The organism is Burkholderia sp. M6-3 (genome assembly GCF_050858985.1).
GTDB classification, from domain to species: Bacteria; Pseudomonadota; Gammaproteobacteria; order Burkholderiales; family Burkholderiaceae; genus Paraburkholderia; species Paraburkholderia caledonica.
Window position 1 is genome coordinate 2,288,585 of record NZ_CP110090.1, and the last position, 16,403, is coordinate 2,304,987.

At 62.3% G+C, this 16,403-nt stretch carries 16 protein-coding genes and 2 pseudogenes; 7 read left to right on the forward strand and 11 right to left on the reverse strand.

The window, feature by feature from the left end; genetic code table 11:
• The first annotated feature begins 30 nt into the window (after positions 1–30).
• A complete protein-coding gene (locus tag OH764_RS09865; RefSeq protein ID WP_498846649.1) occupies positions 31–660 on the forward strand; it encodes a cysteine dioxygenase family protein in 630 nt (209 codons plus the stop codon).
• 10 nt (positions 661–670) lie between these two features.
• Here OH764_RS09865 and OH764_RS09870 read toward each other — a convergent pair whose 3' ends face one another.
• The 4 genes from OH764_RS09870 to OH764_RS09885 all read right to left on the reverse strand — a co-directional run bounded on the left by OH764_RS09870 (position 671) and on the right by OH764_RS09885 (position 5,457).
• Positions 671–3,355 (reverse strand): mechanosensitive ion channel family protein, encoded by a 2,685-nt coding sequence (locus OH764_RS09870; protein ID WP_498846650.1) that lies wholly within the window; start codon positions 3,353–3,355, stop codon positions 671–673.
• 242 nt (positions 3,356–3,597) lie between these two features.
• Positions 3,598–4,245 carry an NAD(P)-dependent oxidoreductase gene (locus OH764_RS09875; protein WP_498846651.1) on the reverse strand — a complete coding sequence of 216 codons (648 nt, stop codon included), beginning with the start codon at positions 4,243–4,245 and terminating at the stop codon, positions 3,598–3,600.
• Positions 4,246–4,395: 150 nt separating this feature from the next.
• Positions 4,396–4,851 (reverse strand): Rrf2 family transcriptional regulator, encoded by a 456-nt coding sequence (locus tag OH764_RS09880; protein ID WP_020070091.1) that lies wholly within the window; start codon positions 4,849–4,851, stop codon positions 4,396–4,398.
• 129 nt (positions 4,852–4,980) lie between these two features.
• Positions 4,981–5,457: a BCAL1086 family glycoprotein gene (locus tag OH764_RS09885; RefSeq protein ID WP_498846652.1), complete on the reverse strand. Its 477-nt coding sequence runs from the start codon at positions 5,455–5,457 to the stop codon at positions 4,981–4,983.
• Positions 5,458–5,675: 218 nt separating this feature from the next.
• On the opposite strand from OH764_RS09885, the gene OH764_RS09890 reads away from it, so the two are divergent.
• Both OH764_RS09890 and OH764_RS09895 read left to right on the forward strand, forming a co-directional pair.
• Positions 5,676–6,257: a DJ-1/PfpI family protein gene (locus OH764_RS09890; RefSeq protein ID WP_498846653.1), complete on the forward strand. Its 582-nt coding sequence runs from the start codon at positions 5,676–5,678 to the stop codon at positions 6,255–6,257.
• A 114-nt stretch (positions 6,258–6,371) separates the two neighbouring features.
• Complete coding sequence (locus OH764_RS09895; RefSeq protein ID WP_020070087.1) at positions 6,372–6,698, forward strand: hypothetical protein; 327 nt, start codon at positions 6,372–6,374, stop codon at positions 6,696–6,698.
• A 77-nt stretch (positions 6,699–6,775) separates the two neighbouring features.
• On the opposite strand, the gene OH764_RS09900 is transcribed toward OH764_RS09895, so the two are convergent.
• Positions 6,776–8,458, reverse strand: a complete 1,683-nt coding sequence (locus OH764_RS09900; protein WP_498846654.1) for a sensor histidine kinase — start codon at positions 8,456–8,458, stop codon at positions 6,776–6,778.
• 404 nt (positions 8,459–8,862) lie between these two features.
• On the opposite strand from OH764_RS09900, the gene OH764_RS09905 reads away from it, so the two are divergent.
• The 3 genes from OH764_RS09905 (at position 8,863) to OH764_RS09915 (ending at position 11,296) form a co-directional block, all read left to right on the forward strand.
• The gene (locus OH764_RS09905; RefSeq protein WP_020070085.1) at positions 8,863–10,065 is read left to right on the forward strand and encodes an ammonium transporter; all 1,203 of its coding nucleotides are present in this window, start codon (positions 8,863–8,865) and stop codon (positions 10,063–10,065) included.
• Between the two features lie 231 nt (positions 10,066–10,296).
• Positions 10,297–10,677, forward strand: coding sequence for a fluoride efflux transporter CrcB (crcB, locus tag OH764_RS09910; protein ID WP_498846655.1), 381 nt, complete (start codon positions 10,297–10,299; stop codon positions 10,675–10,677).
• A 145-nt stretch (positions 10,678–10,822) separates the two neighbouring features.
• Entirely contained in the window at positions 10,823–11,296 is a 474-nt protein-coding gene (locus OH764_RS09915) for a PRC-barrel domain-containing protein (protein WP_498846656.1), read from the forward strand.
• Positions 11,297–11,388: 92 nt separating this feature from the next.
• Here the strand turns inward: OH764_RS09915 and OH764_RS09920 are convergent, their stop codons facing one another.
• On the reverse strand, positions 11,389–11,667 hold the full coding sequence (locus tag OH764_RS09920; protein WP_498846657.1) for an ElaB/YgaM/YqjD family protein: 279 nt from the start codon (positions 11,665–11,667) through the stop codon (positions 11,389–11,391).
• A 255-nt stretch (positions 11,668–11,922) separates the two neighbouring features.
• Between OH764_RS09920 and OH764_RS09925 the strand changes: the two genes are divergently transcribed.
• A complete protein-coding gene (locus tag OH764_RS09925; RefSeq protein WP_408165392.1) occupies positions 11,923–12,375 on the forward strand; it encodes a DUF3597 domain-containing protein in 453 nt (150 codons plus the stop codon).
• Positions 12,376–12,526: 151 nt separating this feature from the next.
• On the opposite strand, the gene OH764_RS09930 is transcribed toward OH764_RS09925, so the two are convergent.
• The 5 genes and pseudogenes from OH764_RS09930 to OH764_RS09950 all read right to left on the reverse strand — a co-directional run bounded on the left by OH764_RS09930 (position 12,527) and on the right by OH764_RS09950 (position 16,246).
• A complete protein-coding gene (locus OH764_RS09930; RefSeq protein ID WP_498846658.1) occupies positions 12,527–12,799 on the reverse strand; it encodes a hypothetical protein in 273 nt (90 codons plus the stop codon).
• A 71-nt stretch (positions 12,800–12,870) separates the two neighbouring features.
• Positions 12,871–13,833, reverse strand: a complete 963-nt coding sequence (locus OH764_RS09935) for an SOS response-associated peptidase family protein (RefSeq protein WP_498846659.1) — start codon at positions 13,831–13,833, stop codon at positions 12,871–12,873.
• A gap of 25 nt (positions 13,834–13,858) precedes the next feature.
• Positions 13,859–14,248, reverse strand: a pseudogene (locus OH764_RS09940) (RraA family protein); the annotation flags it as partial.
• A gap of 21 nt (positions 14,249–14,269) precedes the next feature.
• Positions 14,270–14,557 (reverse strand): annotated as a pseudogene (locus OH764_RS09945) (RraA family protein); the annotation flags it as partial.
• A gap of 708 nt (positions 14,558–15,265) precedes the next feature.
• Positions 15,266–16,246 carry an NADPH:quinone oxidoreductase family protein gene (locus tag OH764_RS09950; RefSeq protein WP_498846660.1) on the reverse strand — a complete coding sequence of 327 codons (981 nt, stop codon included), beginning with the start codon at positions 16,244–16,246 and terminating at the stop codon, positions 15,266–15,268.
• Positions 16,247–16,403: the final 157 nt, after the last annotated feature.

Consider the following 16,403-nt stretch of genomic DNA (forward strand, 5'->3'; position numbering starts at 1 on the left):
AACGTCGGCAAGCCATGCCGCTCAACGAACTTGGACCACGACCTCCGTTCCCTCGCCCGCCTCCCCGATCAGTTCGCGCAGCCTCACGGGCTACATGCTTCGCGGCACGCCGGGCATCACGAGCCTCTCGCACGACTGTGCAACGCACTCGACGCGATATTCGAAGCCTGCGCAACTTCTGCGGAGTCTTCGCATTCCGCGTTCTTCGCGCGCAGCATGCGAATCGCGCTCGCGCAAGCCGCGGCCGACCCCGCGTTGCTGACGCCCGGGCAGCGCGAGGCATCGCTGGATAACTACCGGCGGCATATGCTCGCCGCCGATCCGCAGGGCCGCTACGCAATTGCCGCACTCGTCTGGCTGCCGCATCAGGCGAGTCCAGTGCATGCGCATCACACGTGGTGTGGATATGCGGTGCTCGACGGCACGTTGAACGAAACTGTTTTCGAATGGAACGGCTCGGAGGACTTCGCCATCGCGACGCGCTCGCAGGCGCGCCCGCGCGGCGCGATTTCTTTTGTGCGCAGCGGCCGGGGCAACATTCATCGGCTGGGCAATTGCAGCGATGCCCCCGCGGTGTCGTTGCACGTGTATGGCGTGCCGGGCGCGTGCATCGGAACGCATGTCAACGATGTGGTGCGTGTCGCACCCGAGCTTGTCTAGCGCCTGAGCGTCAAACCTTGCCCTCGCCCGCCGTGGGAATCTGAGGCGGAATTGGCGCGGTCTGTCCCGTCGGCGGCGGCGCCGGCCGTGGCTCATGCGACACATCGCGCGCTGCGACGACAGCCGGATGCGCGCCGCGTATTGGCGGCGCTTTCTCCTGATGCCCGACTGCATGCTCGTGCTGGCCCGCACGTCCTTCCGCGTGGGCTTCCGCTCGGACGTTCGAGTGCGCATCCGCATGCTCATGCGGCCCGGCCCCGAGCACGTCTTCGTCGCGCAAAGGCTGCCCCTCGCTGTCTTTAGACGACGTGAACAAGCGCATCTGCGGCACCGGGATCTCAATGCCGGCCTCGTCCATCTTGCGTTTCAGCCGCAGATTGAACGCCCTCGCCACACTCCATTGCTGCAGCGGCCGCGTCTTGATCTGCCCTTTGACTACCATCCAGTTCGGGTCGAAACGGTCGAGCCCCCACACCTCGATCGGTCCCAGCATCTCGCGGCGGTAGCGGAAGTCGGCCATCAGATCGGCACCGACTTCGCGAATCAGTTGAGTAATTTCATCGACGTCAGTCGAGAACGACATCCGCACTTCGAACACTGCGTAGGCAAAGTCGCGCGACAGATTCTTGACGATCTTGATCTGCGAAAACGGAATTGCGTGGATCGCACCCTGGCCGTCGCGTAACCGCACGGTGCGGATAGACAAATGCTCGACCGTGCCTGCATGGCCGCCGTCCACGTCGATCCAGTCGCCCACCGAAATCGTATCTTCGATGATGATGAAAAGTCCCGTGATCAGGTCGGTCACGAGCGACTGCGCGCCGAAACCGATCGCGAGGCCGATCACTCCGGCGCCCGCGAGCAGCGGCGTCACGTTGATGCCGAGATTCGCCGCCGTAACGATGCCCGCTATCGTCATGATGCTGACGAGCAGCACATTGCGCACGAGCGGCAACATCGTTCGGGCCCGCATGCTCGGACCGCGCGACTTGTTGCGCGCACTGCCGGGGTTGAGCGCCTCGGTGATCGCGGTGTCGACGAGAATCCACAGCAGCCACGCAATGAACACGGTCGCCACGATCGCCGTCACCGCATGCGCGATACCGCGCGCGGCCACGTTTTCCTCGACGACCGCCGCAAGCGAAACGCCCCACAATCTGGCCGCCAGTTCGAAGAAAAACAGCCAGATGAAGAGCGTCAGCAAAGTGCCGCAAAAACGCAGCAACCGCGTCAGATACGGAGAGCGTCGCCGCGCTCGCGCGCTGCGTGGACGCGTCATGCGCAAAACGATGGCCGACAGGAAAAACGCCAGCACCAGCAGCAGTGCAGTCACCACCGAAATTTGCAGCACGTTTTCGCTCGAACCCGAGCCACCGAGCGTGGCGACCACCGAGGCCGTCGCCAGCACGAGAACGGGCACGTGCCAGAGCGCGGCGAGCACGTCGAAAGCATCGGTCGCGGCTTTATGATCGTTGCGTTGGTCGTAAGGCCGGTTGCGGATCAGATGAGCGACCGGCCGGCGAAACGCGAGTGCGAAATAGCCGGTCAGCACGGCGGCCGTCATGTTGGCGGCGGTCGAAACCAGCGCGGCCAGATTCGAGCCCATCTGATGCGCGACGTCGTAGTTGACCGCCGCATCGCCGAGCGCGCCGAAGACGCCGACGGCAAACAGCAGGCGACGCGCATGATCGATCAGCAAACGTACCGCGGTTCGCCGGTGTCCCGAGCCGAACAGCGAAAACATGATCAGACAGATCGCCGAAAACACCGCACCCGCGACAATCGCATACGCGACGACCATGCCGAGCGTGCGGCCGAGCGCATCGGGCATCGCGCGCACGAACAGCAGCGCGGCGACGAACGCGATGACCCACGGCCCGACGCGCCGCAACGCGAAGATGAGCAGCTCCCGCGTGGTGGGATTCGGATTGAGGCCGATTACGATGCCAAGTCGCCGGTAGAGCCGGTGCTGCAGATAGATCAGCGCGGCTGCGCATGCGCCCCAGCCGGCCAGCATCGCGAACATCGAAAAGAGGATGCGGCCGAGGCTTTCGTGGCCCTGGCCCGAGATGATCGTGTAGAGCTCGTTGCCTGCGGCGTTGAAGCGCCCGCCCCAATAGCGCACGGGCGTGCGGCCTTCATGCACGTCCGATTCGAACGACGCGATGCCCGACGCAATCGCGCCGAGCAGACCCGGGCTCTGTTGCGCCGGCGCGGGCGCGAGCGGGCCGACGGTTCGCGAGACGTCGCGCAGTTTCTTCAACTGGGCGACGAGCGCACTGCGCTGCCGGTCGTTGTCGAGCGTGGCGATAACGCTGTCAAGCGAACGCGCGATTTCCGCCTGGCTAGCGGGCGACGGCGCCGACGCGGAGTCGGCAGCCGATGCGCCGGACGCCGCCGAGGCGGGCGCCACGGTCGCGCTATTGATCAGGCTTTGCAACGCCGGGATGACGGGCGTGCCGGCGCTCGCGTCGGCTGCGTGCGCGCTGGTGGGGAGCCACACGGTCCAAAGAAAGAGCGCGACGAAGATCGCGACCGGCCATACGCTCAGCCGGGCCGCGCGGGGTGCGCACGCGCCGCGACGGATCAGGAATCCGATCCGGGCAAAAAGACGAGGAAATGCAGCGTGAATCGCGAAAAGCCCGCCGTTTGACGGCGCAGCCTCAGACTCACGCCGCGACGGGCATGACTGCATGGCAATCCGTGAGAAAACGGGAGACGCCAGTGTAGCCCCAGTTTGGCCGCCTGCAACCGGACATGCGTAACCGATTGTTAGGACGCTTGCATGCGTTCTTGGACACCGCGTGCGCGGCGCCGGTCGGGCTAGCGCGCGTTGCGGTCGTTGCAGGCGGCACCGGACCGGCTATCGCCTGCTGTGCGGCGTGCCCGAAGTTCTCGCCGGTGCCGTGGTGCCGCGCAAGCAACGCACGCCCACGCTCAATACGCGACAGTCGCGATCTGGCGGACGAAGCGGCCCTGCTCCAGTTCGTCGACGAACGCGATTGCGTAATCCTCGGCGGAAATCCGGCTGTTGCCCTGCGCGTCGGCAATCAGCGAGTCGGTGCCGGTGCGGAACGTGCCGGTGCGCTCGCCGGGAGCGATGATTGCGGCCGGCGAGAAGAACGACCAGTCGAGATCCGCGACGCTGCGGTAGTAGTTCAACGCCTCGCGGTGAGCCAGCGCGACGGCCTTATAGGCGTCCGGGAAACCCTCGGTGTCGACGAGCTGCTTGCCCGGAGCGACTTCGAGCGAGCCTGCGCCGCCCACCACGACCAGGCGCTTGAGCCCCGCCGCGCGCGCACCTTCGACAAGCGCACGGGTCGCCTTGTCCAGCAAGCTGACATCGGCTTGCGGCGGCGCATACGCGCTCGCCACCACGTCGTGACCGCGCACCGCCGCGCCGACGCTCGCCGCGTCGAGCAGATCGGCTTGTGCCGCTACCAGGTTCGGCACACCAGCCGGCACGCGCGCCGGGTTGCGCGAGAGCGCCGTCACCTGATGCCCGCGACGCGTTGCCTCTGCCGCGATACGCGAACCGATCATGCCGGTGGCGCCGAACAACGCGATCTTCAACTGTTTGCTCATTTCAACTGCTCCTGTCATGGTTTATATGTAACCGTATTGATTACATATACATCGAAAAAAACAGGGGCATGGCCCCCGGGGTTCCTGCAAAACAATTATTGAAAAACATTCATTCCGAATCGACGCTCGCCGCAGCAGAAAACGCCCGCCTCACGCAGGCGGTCGCCGCTTGCGCTCTCTCGTGCGCTCGGCACGCAACAGGTCCGCCGTCGCATCGGCCAGCGTCCGTTGCGCGAGCGACGCCTCCATGGCCTGCTGCGCTTCGTCGATGATTCCACGCAGCACGACCTGAATATTGCGTCCCACCATGCAGGCCGGATTCGGCTCCTCACGGTGAAGCGCGAACAGCTGCGCGTCGTCCACCGCGCGGTACACGTCGAGCAAGGAAATCTGCTCGGGCGCGCGAGCCAGCAACGCGCCGCCGCCCGCGCCGAGTTGCGACGTGGTGAGGCCCGCCTCGGCAAGCATGGTCAGAAGCCGCCGGATGAGCGCGGGATTCGTATTCACGCTGCCCGCGATCATTTCCGACGAAAGCGGAGCGCCCTCCTGAAGCGACAGCAACGCGAGCACATGCACCGCAAACGCAAACCGGCTACTCGTGTTCACAACAACCCGTCCTGCGACGACAATGTGTAACCATGGTAATTACATTTATAGCCGCTGTCAAACACGCTGCTGGACGCATGGTTATCGCGGCCGAGCAGGCGCACGCGGTTCAGCGTGCACATGCGCATCTCACTTGTCCATCTGCTTTTGCGCGTCGCCGCCATAGTTCGAACCGGACGACGAGGCAGCGGCGTTCGTCGACGAAGCAGAGCTTTGCGCCGACCATTCCTGCAGCTTGCGCCCGGCGCTCTCCAGGCTCTGGCCCGTCAGCGACGCCGCTTTGCCAAGTTGCAGGTTGGCTGTACTGGCCGCGTTTTGCAGATTGGCTTGCGCGCTCGAAGCGAGCGCATTGGGGTCGATGGTGACCGTCGGCGCCGAGGCGGATTCGAGGTTCTGCTGCGCGGCGGATTTCGTCTCGTCGACCTTCTGGCCGACGTAGCTCGCCGCCTGATCGAGCTTCTGGCCAGCGGCCTGCGCCGCGTCGTTGAGCTTGCCGGCGACCTGCCCCGCCGACGCATCGTTCTTCTGGCAAGCCGCGAGACCGCCGAAGACGAAGAGGACCACGGCGGCACGGCGCAGCAACGGAGAACGGAAAGATAAAGTCATGTGTATTTTGAACCGCAGGAGGCGGCTTAGCTGACGAAAACGCGCCCATCATACGCCGTTGCCGCGAAGCGCCCCGCAAGCAGTCATGCAGGACGGATCGACGCGGTTGGCCGGCCGCGGCAGTCGCCGTTCTGTCAAACGTTGTGCGGTAGACTGGCTGCGGGCAACCAAGGTCCGTCCAGGTTAGCTGTGTTCCATTGATCAATCGGAGGCATACGATGGCGGCAAAGAAAATTCTGTTTCTCACCGGCGATTTCGCCGAGGATTACGAGACGATGGTGCCGTTTCAGGCACTGCAGGCGGTCGGCCATGTAGTGGACGCCGTGTGCCCCGGCAAGAAAGCAGGCGATCGGATCAAGACCGCGATTCATGATTTCGAAGGCGATCAGACGTACACGGAAAAGCCGGGCCATCTGTTTGCGCTGAACGCGTCGTTCGAAGACGTCGTTCCGCGCCAGTACGACGCACTCGCTATCGCCGGTGGGCGCGCACCCGAGTATCTGCGTCTCAATCCCAAAGTGATCGAGCTCGTGCGGCAGTTCGCGGAAGCCGGCAAACCGATCGCCGCCATCTGTCACGCCGCCCAGTTGCTGGCCGCCGCCGACGTGATCCGCGGCAAGCGCATCTCCGCTTACCCGGCCTGCGCGCCCGAGGTCAAACTCGCTGGCGGCGAGTTCGCCGACATTCCGGTCGACGCCGCCATCACCGACGCCAACTTCGTGACCGCTCCTGCATGGCCTGCTCATCCCGAATGGCTTCGTCAGTTCCTGGTGTTGCTGGGCACGCGTATTGAGCTTTGAGCCAGTTCAAGCGCCGCGCCGCTATTGCTGGCAAGCGCGGCATTTGAGAGTCGTCCTATAGTTCGCATTGGAGGGCCTTCCTATAGTCACGGGCTGACTTGGGAGCGCTCTTCGATGGAACTGACCGACTGGATCGTGATTCTCGCCATCACGCTGATGACGATTGCTTTTCGCTGCGCGCACACGCCGGCCGGCTGGTCGCGAGAGAACCGCGCGCGACGCCTGGCAGGAACGCGGATGCTGGTGCAAGCTGCCTGCTCCGTCTGGGCAGCTTTGCTGATCGTGGCGCGTTGTGTGTTCGCGCTTGACGGTTTGCTCGGGCTGCGCCCGACGTTTCAGGAAGTGCTCGCCGTCGTGGCTATTCTGCTTGCGTGCGGCTGCTACTGGTCGGTGCGCGGTCGGCGGCTCCTGAAGCCACGCCGTCTGTTTATCTCCTGCTAGCCGGCGACGGCGCTCAAGTGGCGCCGCCCACCGCGCTCATGGGCTGCAGGCTTTACGACGAAGCCTGCCAGCCCGCCTCAACGCCCCATCCGCAAATTTTCGTGTTCATCGGCCATCGCCTGATCGTTCGCGGCGTGCGCCCCGGCACGGACTTCGGCAGCCGCTAATGCCGACCGTGCGCCGGCTTCGGGCAGCGACAGGTAGAACGTCGTGCCCGCACCTTCCGTCGACTCCGCCCACACGCGTCCGCCATGCCGCTCCACGACGCGCCGCACGAGCGCGAGGCCGATGCCCTCTCCCGCCACCGCCGTGCCGTGCAATCTCTGAAAAGCGTTGAACAGCCGGGGCAGCGCGATCGCCGGAATGCCCAGACCGTTGTCGCGCACGTAGAAAATCCGCAGCGATTGCACGCCGGGCGGCGCAGGCGTCGTACCGATCTCGATCCGGCCTTCGCGCGACGGATCCAGATAATTCACCGCATTCCCGATCAGATTGGCGAACGCCTGTTCGAGCGCGGTCGGGTCGCCCCACACAGCCGGCAATTCGCCTACATGCACTTGCGCGTTGCGAGCGCGAATCGAGCCTTGCATCGCGTCGATCACGCGCTGCACGATATCGCACACTTCGACTTTCTGCTGCCGGTATTCAACGCGGCCAATGCGAGACAGCCGCAATAACGCGTCGATGATGTGCGACGCGCGCAGCACCGCCGTCTGCAAATAGTGGAGCGCTTCCCCAATATCCTCATCGACTATCCGTTCGATGCGCTGCCGGGTCTGCGCGGGCAGCGACGAGTCGCTGACGGCCACTCGCAGTTCCTCGCAGGCGCGGATCAGTTCTTTCGAAAAGCCTTGCAGGTTGACAAGCGGCACGCGCAGGTCATGCGACACGCTGTAAATGAACATCTCGTTTTCCTGCGTCTGCTGTCGCAAGCTTTCGTTGATGCGCGACAGTTCGTCCGCACGGCGCGCAAGGTCGGCCTGAAAGCGCGCCTGGATCCGCTCTGCTTCCAGCAGACGCCGGCTGGTCTCATGCAGCGTCAGATCGAGGCGCGCGATTTCATCGTGACCCGGCTCGATAGGCGCGAGCGGCTCGTTGCCTGCAAGGCGCCCAGCGTTGTCGGAAAGAAGCGCAAGCCGCCCGCGCACCCCACGCGTGAAAAGCCACACGGCGAGCGCCACGAACAGTAATGAACCGAACACCGCTGCGACCACGAGCGTCTGCTGCCGTTCGCGGGCGGCATCGGCGTCACTCGCACGCTGCGCGTCCAGACGCCGCTCTTCCGCCTGGAAGGCGGCCAGTTGCTGGCGAAAACGATCGAGCACGTCGGCCTGAGCCAGTTCGCTGAACCGGCTGACAACGTCTTTGCGGCGCCCCGAATGCAACATGTCCTGCGTGCGATCGGACCATTGCCGATAGGCCTGCACCGCCTGACGCACCTGGACCACGCGTTCGACCTGCGCCGGATTGTCCGACACGAGTTCGGCGAGTTGATCTATGCGTCGATCGACGTCGATCCATACGGACAACGGCGTCACGAAACGGTTGTCGGAGGCGAGCACCGCGCCGCGCAACGCGACGGACTCGCCTAGCACCGGATCCAGAATCGCCGTGGTCTGGCGCATCACCTCCTGGCCGTGAGCGGCCGTGCGCTCGGCTTCGGCGGCGTCGGACTGCGCCTTGACCAGGCCGGACAGAAGGGCCAGTTCGAAGACAGCAGGAATCGCAATCAGCAGCAGGCCTTTAGTGGTAAGTCGCATGCGCACGCGTTGAAGATGTGGGCCGGCAGATTGTGCGCGGTACGGCACATTATGTCGGCGTTTGCTTACGAAACAAAGCGGTGCACCACCGGCTGAGCGTCACCTGCTAATGCATCTAGGAGCCGGTGAGAGCACTCGCGGGTGTTCCCCGGCATCGGCAGCATCCGTAAGCAAGACGAAAAATTACGAACCAACTTGGTTCATGCGATACCAAAACGGAACGTTTACGCACATCTATTGTGCTTTCAATGTGCGTCAGAGGTGCGCAACGCGACAGCGCAGACCATGACCGCGCACGTGCAGTCCCTTGCAGTGCGCACTGCACCGACACAGCGCTTAACAGCACCGTTTTGGCCCGCTTCTTGCATTCTTGCGCGGCTTTTTGGCACAAGCGGAAATAATCGATGGAAAGTTTCAAATCCGGGACCGATACCCTCTTTCTCCTGCTCGGAGCCGCGATGGTGCTCGCGATGCACGCAGGATTTGCGTTCCTTGAACTGGGCACGGTTCGCAAGAAAAACCAGGTCAACGCGCTGGTGAAGATTCTGGTGGACTTCTCCGTCTCGACGATCGCCTATTTTTTCATCGGTTATACGATCGCGTACGGCGTGCAGTTCTTCGGCAACGCCGAATCGCTTGCGGTTCACAACGGCTACGCGCTGGTGCGCTTCTTCTTCCTGTTGACGTTCGCCGCCGCCATTCCGGCAATCGTCTCCGGCGGCATCGCCGAGCGCTCGAAATTCAATCCGCAACTCTTCGCGACTTTCGTTCTGGTCGGCTTCGTCTATCCATTCTTCGAGGGCATCGCCTGGAATGAGCGCTTCGGCGTGCAGAACTGGATCAGCCAGACGTTCGGTGCGCCGTTCCACGACTTCGCGGGCTCCGTCGTCGTTCACGCGTTTGGCGGCTGGGTCGCGCTGCCCGCGGTGTTGCTGCTCGGTGCGCGCCACGGCCGCTATCACCGCGATGGCGGTATTGCCGCGCATCCGCCATCGAACATTCCGTTTCTCGCGCTCGGCGCGTGGGTGCTGGCCGTCGGCTGGTTCGGCTTTAACGTGATGAGCGCGCAGACGGTCGACAAGATCAGCGGCCTCGTCGCCGTCAATTCGTTGATGGCGATGGTCGGCGGCACGTTGACCGCCTGGCTCGCGGGACGCAACGACCCGGGCTTCACGTACAACGGGCCGCTCGCCGGGCTCGTCGCCGTGTGCGCCGGCTCGGACCTGATGCATCCGCTCGGCGCGCTGGTCACGGGCGGCATCGCCGGCGCGCTGTTCGTCTACATGTTCACGTGCGTGCAGAACCGCTGGCGCATCGACGACGTGCTCGGCGTCTGGCCGCTACACGGTCTGTGCGGCGCGTGGGGCGGCATCGCAGCAGGCATCTTCGGCTTGCGGGCGCTCGGCGGTCTGGGCGGCGTCTCGTTCGGCGCACAGGTGCTCGGCACGCTGGGCGGTATCGTCGTGGCTTCGCTCGGCGGCACGCTCGTCTACGGCGCCATCCGCCTGACGGTGGGCCTGCGCCTCGATCAGGAGGACGAGTACAACGGCGCCGACCTGTCGATCCACAAAATCTCTGCTACGCCGGAGCGCGAAAGCCTGGGCTGATGGCATGCGCCGGCCGCGCCGGGCCGGCTGGCGCGACCTGTCCCCATGGAATAGCGAATGATAGACTTGCGCGCTGCAGGCTGAACACTCGAAAGGGTTGCCATGCGCTCGGCATGGCATGCCGATCATGTCCCCGTTCCGAACGATGCCTGCTTTCCCGGAACAGAGCCAACGCGTTGTTGCGTGCCCTCTGCCCGGTTTGTTGACTCCCACGTCTCGCCTGGCACTCTCATGTATTGGTCGATACTCGCGGTCGCCGTCGGCGGCGCACTTGGCTCGTTATTTCGCTGGTTTCTCGGCCTGCGTCTGAATGGGCTTTTTCCTTCGTTGCCGCTCGGCACCTTCGCGGCGAATGTGATCGCCGGCTACATCATCGGCGTGGCCGTCGCGGGCTTCGCGCGCGCGCCGCAAATTGCGCCCGAGTGGCGGCTTTTCGTGATCACCGGAATGATGGGCGGACTGTCCACCTTCTCGACCTTCTCGGCCGAAGTGGTGCAGCACCTGCAGGACGGCCGCCTCGGCTGGGCCGCCGGCGAAGTCGCGATACATGTGGGCGCGTCGCTCGTCATGACGATTCTCGGCATTGCCACGGTTACGCTGCTGTCGCGTTAAGTAACGCTGCCCCGCCCGGGCCCCTCGCTTCTTTCATCTCCTCATGGCACTCGCTTTGCCGCTGCTGGCCGCAGTTCCCGCGGCCAGCAGCGGGCACAGCGCTTGCGCATTTCAAAGCGCACCCTTTCCATAAAGGAGGTGAAAGATGGGCTCAATCAATCCGCAAGGCGCCCTTGGCGGCGGAGCGAAAATTGTCGGCGGCGGTATCGGCGAAGGTCCGGGGCCCGACGTCATGGCTGCGGCCACGCTCGACGGCACGAAGGTGATGTCGTCGGATGGTGAGCATGTCGGCAAGATTTCCGACATCATGCTGGACGTCCGCAATGGACGTATCGCGTACGCGGTTCTATCCGAAGGCGGGTTCCTTGGCATGGGAGCGAATCTGCACGCCATTCCCTGGAGCGCGCTGACTCTCGATACCGACCAGAAATGCTTCTTCGTCGACATCACGGCGCAACGTCTGAAGGACGACCCGGGCTTCGACCCGGACCACTGGCCGTCAATGGCCGACCCGACTTGGGGCGAATCGACCTATAGCTACTACAACCGGCAGCCGTACTGGTCGGCGACCCGTGAAGTCGTCGAGGAAGACCCCGCCATCCGGCCCAGTGAGCATTGACGCAAGCTAGCGCTCAAGCCGTAGCAGACCTGTGAGTGCCCATGTCACCGCGTTGTACTGCGGTGACATGGGCACATTGCGCAGAACGCGCGTTATCGGGCCGCCAGCATCCCGATGATCAGGCCGCCGATCAACGCCATCGTTACCGCTTTCCACGGACTGTCGTGGACGAAATCGTCGGTAGATTCAGATACAACGCGGTATTTCGTTTTGACAACGTCCTGCGCGTCCGCAAGTCTGCCCTTCAATTCGGAAAGTTTCTGTGCGCTGCGGGCACGAAGTTCGTCGCTGCCGTTCGGCCTTGAGGCGACGCTGTCATCGCGCGATGCATCGGCGGAACCCGAACTGGTGGCTTGAGTAGACTCGGCCATTTGACCCTCCCTGTCTCCGTTAAGTGGACAAGTTTCAGCAAACAGCGTGCCTCGCGCAATGTTTTCGAGGCAGGTCTCGTTTCGAGTCTGCTAAATTAGTTAGGATCACGATATAACTTGCCGCCCATGCAGTTCAGAAGTATGACGAGTGATATCACTCCCTATGCCAGGAGGCTCGAAGTATGTCAGCACAGGCACGGGCGTTGCGCGCCCCAAACGCCGGTCGCAGTGACCGGCGCGAACCAGGAGCGATAAATGAGCATTTTTTCGACGATCCTCAACAAGATCTTCCCGCATGATCATCCGGCGAACACGGGCTCGGGCGGCACCGCCGGACCGGCAGCCGCGGCGACGGCGGCGCCGGGCAGCGCGACTGCGCCGGCTGGAACGCCAGCAACACCCTCCACTGCCGCCGCCGGCAATTCACAGCCTCCCGTTACCCCTATGCCGACGGTCGACGTCGAAGCAGTTCTAATAAAAATGCAGGAAAGCAGTGGCGAAACATTGAACTGGCGTACGTCCATTGTCGATCTGCTGAAGCTGCTTGGACTCGACAGCAGTCTCGCGGCCCGCAAGGAACTCGCATCCGAGTTGCACTACACGGGTAGTACCGAGGATTCAGCTTCGATGAACATCTGGCTGCACAAGCAGGTGATGACGAAGCTCGCTGAAAACGGTGGCAAGGTGCCCGATGATTTGAAGAACTAAGCCGGTCACATGCGGCAAACTGGGCGTGGCAAGGCGCGCGGGGTCCTCGTTCGAGCCTCGCAGACTGAAGAGACCCGAGCGCCAGCGCCTTGTCGTCCAGCGGGCGTGTAAGCGGCGCGACCGACGATGACACGTTAAGCGTCTTTGGCGGTCAGTCTCCGAACGGATTGCCCGTGTCTTTTACTTCAGTACTGAGGTTGTATTCGGCGCGCACGGCTTTTAGCACGCTCTCGATGTCGCGCTCAAAGCCGATCGCGTTGCCGAAATTGGTCATCGTCCAGTTGCAGCCTGTCTTGTCGGCCTCCTGCAACTGCGGTCGCGGCACGCGAATCTTGACGCCGTCTTCGACGATTTCCGGCAGCCGATGGAGTCGCCGGTTGACCTCCTGCTGAAGCTGCGACGCATTGAGCGTTTTTCGTATCATGCAAGTCTCCTTCCGATCGTTCGAGCCATCTGGAGCAAGGTGAGGCCGCATCGATCTGGGGCGCGTCACCGCTATGCGGCCAATCTATGCTCATAGTACGGCCGGTCCCTGTCATCAAGAATTGCATACATTGCCTCAAGGTTGTCCGGGTTTGGGTTGAGCCATGCATCTACGTTTTCCGGCTTGATAGGAATGATGCAACGATCGTGACCGGTCGCCGCGACTTCCGGTGGCGGCTCGTCGGTTATCGCCGCAAATGACAGCAGGTCCGGCTCGCCCGGTGCGGACCAGCGCGACCACAAACAGGCGACATGCATTAATTCCCCGTTGCCCGGACGAAACTCCAGCACGACGTTCTCGTCCCGCTCGTGAGTTTCCAGTAACGTGCCTTCGTACTTCGCCCGGCTGACGTTTTCATAGAAAACTTCGACAAGCAGGACGGCATGCGTGTACCCAAAGCATGGAGCCCAGAAACCTTCAAGACTATCCCGTCGCGCATTGTATGTTCCGGGATACTTCGTATCGTACGACGCAGGTTTTCCTGCAATGCGGCATTGATACCGCATAGGTTTGACGACCCGTTGCCCATTCTCCATCACCATGACTGGCGCGTAGTGACCGGGAAAGATCCGCGAGTCCCGCGGCTGTAGGTCGGTTCGCTGCAGGTCTTCAAGTTTTCCCTTGACCCATGCAATTTTGTCGGTGGCAATGCGCTGACTTTCCGTTGCGGCTTTCGTGACCTTCGTCTGCAGCGCGCGTTCGGCGTCCGCAAGCCGCGTGCGCTGTTTGAACAGATCCTGTTCCAGCTTGGTCACTTGCGCCGATGTGAAGCGCGCTATAAGAGCATTGACCTCACGCATTGCTTCGTCCTGCGGATCGGCAAAGGCGCCTTCCATAGCTTTGGGTATCTTCGCTTTGCCGATGCCCTCCGTTCGTTCAAAAAACAACCGCGCAAACTCGTGGATGTCGATGATTGCGCCAAAGGTACGCACGAATTTTCGATAGTCCGCCACGACTTGAGCCGAGTAGCACATGGTGCCTCCGTTTGATGTGGTCATGATAGCCGTCGCCCAAGGCCTTGTTCACGTCGCGGCATACCCCATCAATCACGGTACCCGCGATACCGCGCAGGCCCGAGTATTGGGTCATGATGTCGCCCCATACCGTGCAATCGGTTCGGCCATCGTTGTCGATGACAACAACGTCACCTTCAGCGACGTCGTCAATGAAGTCACCGACCGTTCCCGGCGGCACGCTTGCTGGAACGTACTTGACCGTGAAGGCCGGCCCGACCACAACCCGGGTGTAGTTTGCAAGCGGTGCAATGCCAAGCGCCTGACCGTGAATGCCCGGCTTGTCGAGCGCGTCTGATACACCCGGCGTGTCCAGGCCTGCAAAAAGCTCGATTAACTCGCGGTCTTCAACGGATGCGGTTTTTGGATTCGTCATGGGGAGCTCCAGTAGTAATTATCAGGCCCGAATCGCTTCGAATTCTTTGTCGTGCATGACCTCGGCAACGGAGCGCCCCGCCCGTACCGCCGCGACCATACCGTCCTGACGGCGAACAATGCGCTCGCCAAGTTCGAGAACTTCTTCAATCCTGGCTGCTGGCACAAAGACAGTGCCGCATCGGTCGGCAATCACGGAATCGTCTTCATTGACGGTGACACCAGCGATTTCGACCGGCTTGCCTGAGTCGACCTGCACGACGCGATTGCGCGCGCTAATCATCGTTACCCCACGGCCAAACACCGGGTAGGGTCATGCCTGTCATCCACGAGGGTACGTTGGTCGTAAGTCAGGCCTTTCGACTGGGGAAAATTGCGCAGGTGCTCGGTGTTACTGTCGTCGGCACGGAGCAGACACCTAGGCATCTTGGCAAGAACGACGAGACAATTAAAGGTCTATGCTCGCGCACCGTCGTTAAGCACCATTTCGACGCGACTGCCGAGGGCTTGGTCGACGTATTGCGACGCGAAATCACGAGGACAATACTCGCTACGGAGACATGCGATAGAAGAGGGAGAAGTTCGTCCCACCTCGCGATATACAGCGGGTGGCACAATCACGCGCGACGAGAAGTTCGTCGAAGCCTCAGGCGTTCTGGGTTTATTTGGCGACGCGCAGAACGCAGAAGAAGCGGGACTCGCATGGCCGCGCGCCTCGTACGCCAGCTCATGTTTGTCGCTGTCGCATGCCTTGCGTCGCAATCCCGCGGCGACACAGGTCGCCCGTTGAAATGTCTGGGCCGTATCGACCAATCAGGTTTCGACGCTAGCGTGTGTATTCATGCAAGTCTCCATTACTGGTGCTCCCGCTCTTACGAAGCGGCGCGTCGCTTCTTGTGTGCAGCTGTGACTCAAAAGGAGCTAGACCGCCGGTGGGCAGTACAGGACTCGCGTCTTCGTAAATGCCAGCAGTCCCTCTTTCCCGAACTGTCGGCCTTCAGCACGCCTTGACAACTACCTATGGCTTGACCAGGACTTTGCCAAGTCTGCTCCGCTCAGCGAGCATCGCAAATGCTTGTTGGGCCTCGTCCAACGAATGCTCGATGTACGCCACGGGCAGCAATGACTTATTCGCAAATTGCTGGAACAACGCGCCGGCCGCGGCAAGCGCCTCCTGTTTGTGAGCGCCGAAAAAGTGCCGGACGTCCACTCCGATGAGACTCGCCGATTTAAGTAACGCAAGATTCGTCGGCAGCTTCGGTATGGTCCCGGACGCAAAGCCCACAACGAGATGTCGACCGCCCTTGTCGAGTGAACGAAACGCCGCCTCCGAAGTTGCGCCTCCGACAGGGTCGACAATCACGTCAATCGCCCCATCTACGGCCATTGCGCGGAGTTGGTCACGCAATGCAGGGCCGTCTGGCTCAAGCTTAACGGTCTCGGTGGCGCCAAGTTCCGAAACCCTCGCCGCCTTATCTTGGGACGATACAACGGCTAGCACTCTGGCGGATTTAGAGGATGCAAGCTGAACCGCGGCCTGCCCAACCCCGCCCGCGGCTCCCAGCACCAGCACCGTCTCGCCGGGCCGTAGGCAGCCACGCACGAACAAAGCATAGTGAGCCGTCAGGTAATCGACGAGAGCACAAGCTGCCATGCGGTCATCAAGCCCATCGGGCAGAGCGATTACGTCTCCCGCTTTCGCGACTGCATACTCGGCAAGGCCACCACCAAATTGCCAAACCGCAACCCTGCTTCCTGTAGCGATGCCTCTCACGCCTTCGCCCACATCTACGACGACTCCGGCTATTTCGCCTCCAGGCACGTACGGAAGGTCGGGCTTCAACTGATACTTGCCTTGGACAATCAGTCCGTCGACAAAGCCGAGTGCCGTGGCGGTCACGCGCAATACAACCTCGCCTTCTGCCGGAGCAGGCCTTTCGGCCGCTTCGAAAGTTATGACAGGTGGACTTTCAAATGCTTTAACGACCGCTCGATGCATTGAAGCCTCCAGAGGCTAATGAAGTTTGCACATTCGCTTCGGAGTTCGACGTGCCGCGAGAATGTTTCGCGATGTGTGCCCAGCAGTTGCATGCGGCGTGCGCAGGTTGAACGCAAAAGCATGGACGGCTTCGTCATCTCGACGTCGGCACGAAGTT